Origin of the sequence: Bacillus sp. GMs2/2, assembly GCF_050172095.1 — a bacterium.
GTDB lineage: Bacteria > Bacillota > Bacilli > Bacillales > Bacillaceae_G > Bacillus_A > Bacillus_A cereus.
The window spans coordinates 1-5,993 of record NZ_JBNLYE010000253.1; the positions used below are offsets into that span (position 1 = coordinate 1).

Sequence of the window (5,993 nt, forward strand, 5' to 3'; positions counted from 1 at the left end):
AAATTATAGAAAGAAAAATCCAGTATAACTCAACAATAGTAGATCACAATTGCTTATTACTTGAAAAGCAATCACAAAGTATCGTTTTATTTCACGAGGTGCAGTATTCATTTACAATGACTGCAAATGATACTAAGTTAACAATCCCAAAAGGAAGTTATACAATCGCATATTACTGGAAAGATCGTCCGTACAATTTATACGTATGGAGAGATATAAAAGGAAAGTATTTAGGTTCCTATTTTAATATCGTAAAAAACACACAAATAAAAGATGAAGTGGTTTCCTTTGAAGATTTAATCATCGATATTATGGTACTTCCAAATGGAGAATACTTCATATTGGATGAAGATGAATTACCAGAACCATTAGGGAATTTCGAAGGTGGTTATGTGAGGAAAGCTCTTTATGGATTAAAAGAAATCATTCAAAAAGAGCTGCCACCAATAGTTTTGGAGACAGCCAGGGTGCAGAGGAAATAAAATTTAATTACATAAATATTTTGAATGGGAATGAGTAGTCTCAAGTTATACGATCTAACTTTTTTAATAAATCTAAGGTTAGTAGCATATTTCTTGAAATTACTCTTTTTTTTGTAGAAATTTCGTCGCTTAGTTATTAAATCCCATCAACTGCATTTAGCGTGTGAGTTTTCTTATTGGTTACAGTAGATTAAAGATCAGAAAAAATAGTAAGTAAATGATATTGTTCAAATAAACAACAGTAAAAATGTTCAAACGAATCATATGTATGTTTTGACAAAACCTAGTTGACTTATCAGAAATATTTGTATAATATGTACTTAATTCCATAACGTATTGCCGATTGGAGAAACCAAAGGCATTTTATCTGTTGATAAAATGCCTTTGGTTTTTTTATTGCACAAATACTGAATCTGTTCATTTATATGAATCATTTTAAGGAGGGGAAGAAATGACTGTTTCAATTGATGGGGTATCAAAATATTTTTTGAAACAAACTGGTACGGTTCAAGTGCTAGAGAATATTAATTTTCAATTAGAGAAAGGGGATTTTGTTACAGTAATTGGTCCGAGTGGGTGCGGAAAAAGTACATTACTAAAAATTGTTGCAGGTCTAGATAATGATTTTGAAGGTGAAGTTGTTATTGACGGGGAGCCTATCTTAAAAAACGAGCAAGAAACAAGGTTTTATTTTTCAAGAACATAGGCTTTTTCCATGGTTAACAGTTGAAGAAAATATAGCGGCAGATTTGTCGTTAAAAGATAAGTATGTGAAAGATAAGGTGAGAGAATGGGTTGAAATCGTTCGGTTAGATGGCTTTGAAAAATCGTATCCGAAAGAAATTTCAGGCGGGATGTCACAACGTGTTGCGATAGCGAGAGCGTTATTAAGAGATCCAAATGTATTATTACTTGATGAACCTTTTGGAGCGCTGGATGCTTTTACTCGAAGTCATTTACAAGAAGTATTGCTAAATATTTGGGAGCATAAGAAAACAACAATGATATTCGTTACACATGATATAGACGAAGCGATATATCTTTCAAACCGAATCATCATTATGAGTGCAAAACCAGGGAAAATACATAAAGTGATTGAAAATAATTTGCCTTATCCGCGGAATAAAACTTCTCAATCGTTCCAACAACTTCGAACGAAAGTATTACAGCAGTTTGAATATGGAGGGTTGATTCAAACAAGTATATAGGAAAAGGGGGATTTTATATGTATAAAAAATTAAAAATTCTTTCTTTTGTTTTAGCTATATCAGTATGTTTATTAGGATGTGAAAAAAGTACAGCAAGTAGTAAGAAAGAAGATGTAACAATACAAATTGGTATACAGCAAGGATTAAGCCCGCTATTACTAGCAAAGAAAAAGGGGTGGTTTGAAGAGGAGTTTAAAAAAGAAGGAGTTAAAGTGAAATGGACAGAGTTCCAAAGTGGACCTCCTTATTTTGAAGCAATCGCATCAAACCGATTAGACTTTGGTGAAGTAGGGAATTCTCCAGTCATTTCAGCGCAAGCAGCAGGTATTGGATTTACCGAAATCGCCAATACAAGTTATGCGAGAAAAGGAACTGGAATTCTCGTTCAAAAAGATAGCAAAATTGCGAGTGTAAAAGAGTTGAAAGGTAAAAAAATTGCAGTAGCAAAAGGAAGTAGTGCTTTTAATTTATTGTATCGAGCACTTGATAAAGAAGGTATTGATGCAAAAGATGTAAATGTCATTCAATTACAACCAGATGAAGCTCAGCCTGCATTCGAATCAGGATCAGTAGATGCATGGGCGATTTGGGACCCTTTCATATCATTACATACGTTAAATAAAGGTGCGAAGGTGATTGCAGACGGTGAAACATTAAATGTCTCTTCACCAGAATTTTTAATTACGAGAACAAAATTTGCGAAAGAACATCCAGAATTAGTTGAGAAATTCCTCAAAGTTTATGAGAAAGCACGTGTATGGCAAGATGCTAACTTAGATGAAGCAATAAAAGTATATACTTCTGTAAAAAAGATAGATGCGAAGATCGTAAAAGAAGTGTTTAATCACGACAAACCAATTTTAGTTCCGGTAACGAAGGAAATAATAGCAGAACAACAAAAGACTGCGGATTTTCAATATAAGCTCGGTTCTATAAAGAAAGAAATTAAGACGGAAAAAGTTGTAGATAATTCTTTCGTAGAAAAAGCATTGAAAACGAAGTGAAAAGAGGTTTTGTAAAGTGGAAAATACGAAAGCTGTTATGAAACCAGCGAGTATAACGATTAAGAAAAATGGCATAAAGAAGGTACGAAAGTTAAATGTAAAAGTTTTAGTAAGGGCGATTACTATACCGGTTATTATATTAATAATTTGGCAGTTGGCTGGCGTATTCGGTCTTGTTTCTAAAACAGTTTTACCAACACCATTAGATATTTTTCTAGCTTTCAAAGAGCTTATTAAAACAGGAGAGTTATTCGGCCATTTAAGTATTAGTGTATTCAGGGCTGCGGCTGGTTTCTTTATTGGTGGGGGCTTAGGAATCATTTTAGGAACGATTGTTGGATTTTCAACGAGAAGTGAGCAATATTTAGACCCATCTGTGCAAATGTTAAGAACTGTACCTCATTTAGCTGTTGCGCCGCTTTTCGTATTATGGTTCGGTTTTGGTGAAACATCAAAAGTGTTATTAATTGCAGATGGTGCATTTTTTCCTTTATACGTAAACGCATTTTTAGGTATTAGAGGTGTGGATTCAAAGTTATTTGATGTTGCGAGAGTGTTAGAGTTTAGTAAAAGAAAATTAATCACGAAACTAATTTTACCAGCTGCATTGCCTAACCTTTTACTAGGAGCAAGGTTATCGTTAGGTGTTGCGTGGGTGAGTTTAGTAGTAGCAGAACTTATGGGGTCTACAGAAGGTATTGGCTATATGATTATGGATGCAAGGCAATTTTCAAATACAGATATCGTATTTGTCGGCATAATTATATTTGCATTTGTTGGGAAGTTTTCTGACTCTCTAGTACGTTTACTAGAAGTGAAGTTTTTAAGATGGCGAGATAACTTTAAAGGTGAGACAGGGAATTAACATATAAATTATTAGGGGTAATTTATATAGAATGTGTTAGTATACGATTCAAAATAAATAAGGGGTGTGTAAAGGTATGGAATTATTATGGTTTATTCCGGCTTATGGAGATGGTCGATATTTAGGAACGACAAAACGAGGAAGAGCAGCTGAATATGGTTATTATAAGCAAGTTGCTGCGGCAGCTGATTATTTAGGATATACGGGTGTTTTACTTCCAACTGGTCAAGGATGTGAAGACCCTTGGGTGTTAGCTTCAGCTCTTGCTGCTGAAACAGAAAAACTAAAATTTTTAGTAGCAGTGAGACCAGGACTAATGTCCCCTACAGTTGCAGCGAGGATGGCATCTACATTTGATAGAATTTCACATGGGAGGCTGCTTATTAATGTAGTAGCTGGAGGAGATCCAGTTGAACTACAAGGAGATGGATTATATCTTGATCATGATGAAAGATTTGAAGCAGCGGATGAATTTTTAAAAGTTTGGAAATCGACATTGCAAGGTGAAACGATCTCTTTAGAAGGAAAACATATTAAAGTTACAGATAGTAAAGTTGTATTCCCACCAGTTCAAATACCATATCCTCCTATATATTTCGGAGGATCGTCAGCTGCTGGAAAAGAAGTAGCAGCTGAACATAGTGATGTATATTTAACGTGGGGAGAGCCGCCAGAGCAAGTGAAAGAGAAAATAGAAGAAGTAAGAAAACTTGCAGAAGAGAAGGGGCGTACAGTGCGATTTGGCATTAGATTACACGTAATTGTAAGAGAAACAGAAGAAGAAGCATGGGAAGAGGCAGAACGTTTAATTCAATATGTGGATAATGAAACAATTGAGCTTGCTCAAAAGACATTTGCAAGATATGATTCGGTTGGTCAAAAACGGATGACCCATTTAAATAAAGGTACGAGAGAGTCGTTAGAGATAAGCCCTAATTTATGGGCTGGAATCGGACTTGTAAGAGGTGGGGCAGGTACTGCACTTGTAGGCGATCCGCATACAGTAGCAGAAAGGATAAAAGAATATGAATTGTTAGGAATTGATACGTTTGTTTTATCAGGATATCCGCATTTAGAAGAAGCGTATGAAGTGGCAGAATTGTTATTCCCATTATTGAAAGACGAGAAGAAAGAAGAAAATAAAATTGTTGGTGAAATGATTGCTGATGCATATGCATTAAAAAAATAGTGAGAAATAAAGTTTCACCTATTTATTGCTTCATTTTGTTTACTGCCTGTTAATACGGTATAAAAAACCCGCAAGTTATTCGCTTGCGGGTTTTCATCGTAAATTATTAGAAAATATGGTAAAATTAAAGGGTAACTTAAGGTGCGGTTGGTTGTTCAATTATCACTTCTCCAAGTAGGAGGGGGGTGATAATACGTGAGTGAAATAGCGTTGCTACTGCAGGGTGGACTGTTTCTCGTTGCATTGTTAACGTTCGTCGTCGTTTTAATAGACAAGCTCAAAAAATAACAACCCACCTATGCCTATAGAATGTGGGTTGTTTTGTTTGTAAGAAACAAATAGGATAAATGAACAATCCAATCTGCTAAGTTACGTGGACTAGTGTGTAGCCGCACACTAGTCTTTTTTATTTATATACAATTTATAATTGGTTTATGTGATTGTATTGTTCTTTTCATACTCATTATAACACAGTGTCTTTTCATCAAGAAAGGAGACCATACGTTCTGGTTCCTATTATATAGTAGGTGCTTTTTCTTTAAACAGACCATCCATATACTGTTTTAAACTTTGGACATAAAATTTCTGTGTATTCACATTATTTACACCGACAATGGGTGATGGAAGGTCAAATCTTTTTTCTGATAAATGAACGACAACATCAAAGATGTCAAACAAACGAATGAAGCAAAACAGACCGTCTTTATCGCTAAGTAAAATAAAGTAATGATTTTCACTACTTGTATTTAGCGTATTCCATAAAGAACTTTTGCTTAAATCACGTACAATGCTTTTTTCTTTTAGTTCCACGAAATCTGCATTTGAAAGAATGGTAGAGATATCAATCGCATCTTGATTTTCAAAGTAGCCATCAACTGTTTGTACAGCGAATGTATAAGCCATTTTTAATATACTCATTTTATATTTACGGTTATCCAATAGCAATTCACGTTGAATAGAACTCGCTACTTTCGTTACACGTTCCTCTTTCCAAATTTCATTATGTAAGGAAATATCGTGCTTTTTACATAGTTTCATAATTAATGCATTAGAATAAAGAATTTCGTCGCTTACTTCGACAACATCAGTCTCAGCAGCCGCAAGTTCTTCACCGTGCTCATTCGTATAGAGTGGGGAATCAATTTGTCTTTTCATTTGTTCAATCTTAAATTGACTCAATTTATGCCTAATTAAAGGACGATCAATATTTGTTGTCATTTGTTCATGACAAGTATCACAAATTGA

General features: G+C 34.5%; 6 protein-coding genes and 1 pseudogene. 6 read left to right on the top strand and 1 reads right to left on the bottom strand.

The window, feature by feature from the left end:
- Positions 1 to 2 precede the first annotated feature (2 nt).
- The 6 genes and pseudogenes from ACQGS6_RS21550 (at position 3) to ACQGS6_RS21575 (ending at position 5,036) form a co-directional block, all read left to right on the top strand.
- Positions 3 to 482, top strand: coding sequence for a DUF402 domain-containing protein (locus ACQGS6_RS21550; RefSeq protein ID WP_426965570.1), 480 nt, complete (start codon positions 3 to 5; stop codon positions 480 to 482).
- Positions 483 to 933: 451 nt separating this feature from the next.
- Positions 934 to 1,690: pseudogene (locus tag ACQGS6_RS21555) on the top strand (ABC transporter ATP-binding protein).
- A gap of 17 nt (positions 1,691 to 1,707) precedes the next feature.
- Positions 1,708 to 2,694, top strand: coding sequence for an aliphatic sulfonate ABC transporter substrate-binding protein (locus tag ACQGS6_RS21560; protein ID WP_426965571.1), 987 nt, complete (start codon positions 1,708 to 1,710; stop codon positions 2,692 to 2,694).
- A 16-nt stretch (positions 2,695 to 2,710) separates the two neighbouring features.
- Entirely contained in the window at positions 2,711 to 3,559 is an 849-nt protein-coding gene (locus ACQGS6_RS21565) for an ABC transporter permease (RefSeq protein WP_426965572.1), read from the top strand.
- 76 nt (positions 3,560 to 3,635) lie between these two features.
- A complete protein-coding gene (gene ssuD / locus ACQGS6_RS21570) occupies positions 3,636 to 4,748 on the top strand; it encodes an FMNH2-dependent alkanesulfonate monooxygenase (RefSeq protein WP_426965573.1) in 1,113 nt (370 codons plus the stop codon).
- Positions 4,749 to 4,943: 195 nt separating this feature from the next.
- Positions 4,944 to 5,036 (top strand): putative holin-like toxin, encoded by a 93-nt coding sequence (locus tag ACQGS6_RS21575; protein WP_001289320.1) that lies wholly within the window; start codon positions 4,944 to 4,946, stop codon positions 5,034 to 5,036.
- A 228-nt stretch (positions 5,037 to 5,264) separates the two neighbouring features.
- Here ACQGS6_RS21575 and ACQGS6_RS21580 read toward each other — a convergent pair.
- On the bottom strand, positions 5,265 to 5,993 hold a 729-nt coding region (locus ACQGS6_RS21580), incomplete at its 5' end, for an HNH endonuclease (RefSeq protein ID WP_426965574.1).

Coding starts and splice junctions, on each gene's coding strand:
- ACQGS6_RS21560 (WP_426965571.1), top strand. CDS start 1,708: ATGTATAAAAAATTAAAAATTCTTTCTTTTGTTTTAGCTATATCAGTA.
- ssuD (WP_426965573.1), top strand. CDS start 3,636: ATGGAATTATTATGGTTTATTCCGGCTTATGGAGATGGTCGATATTTA.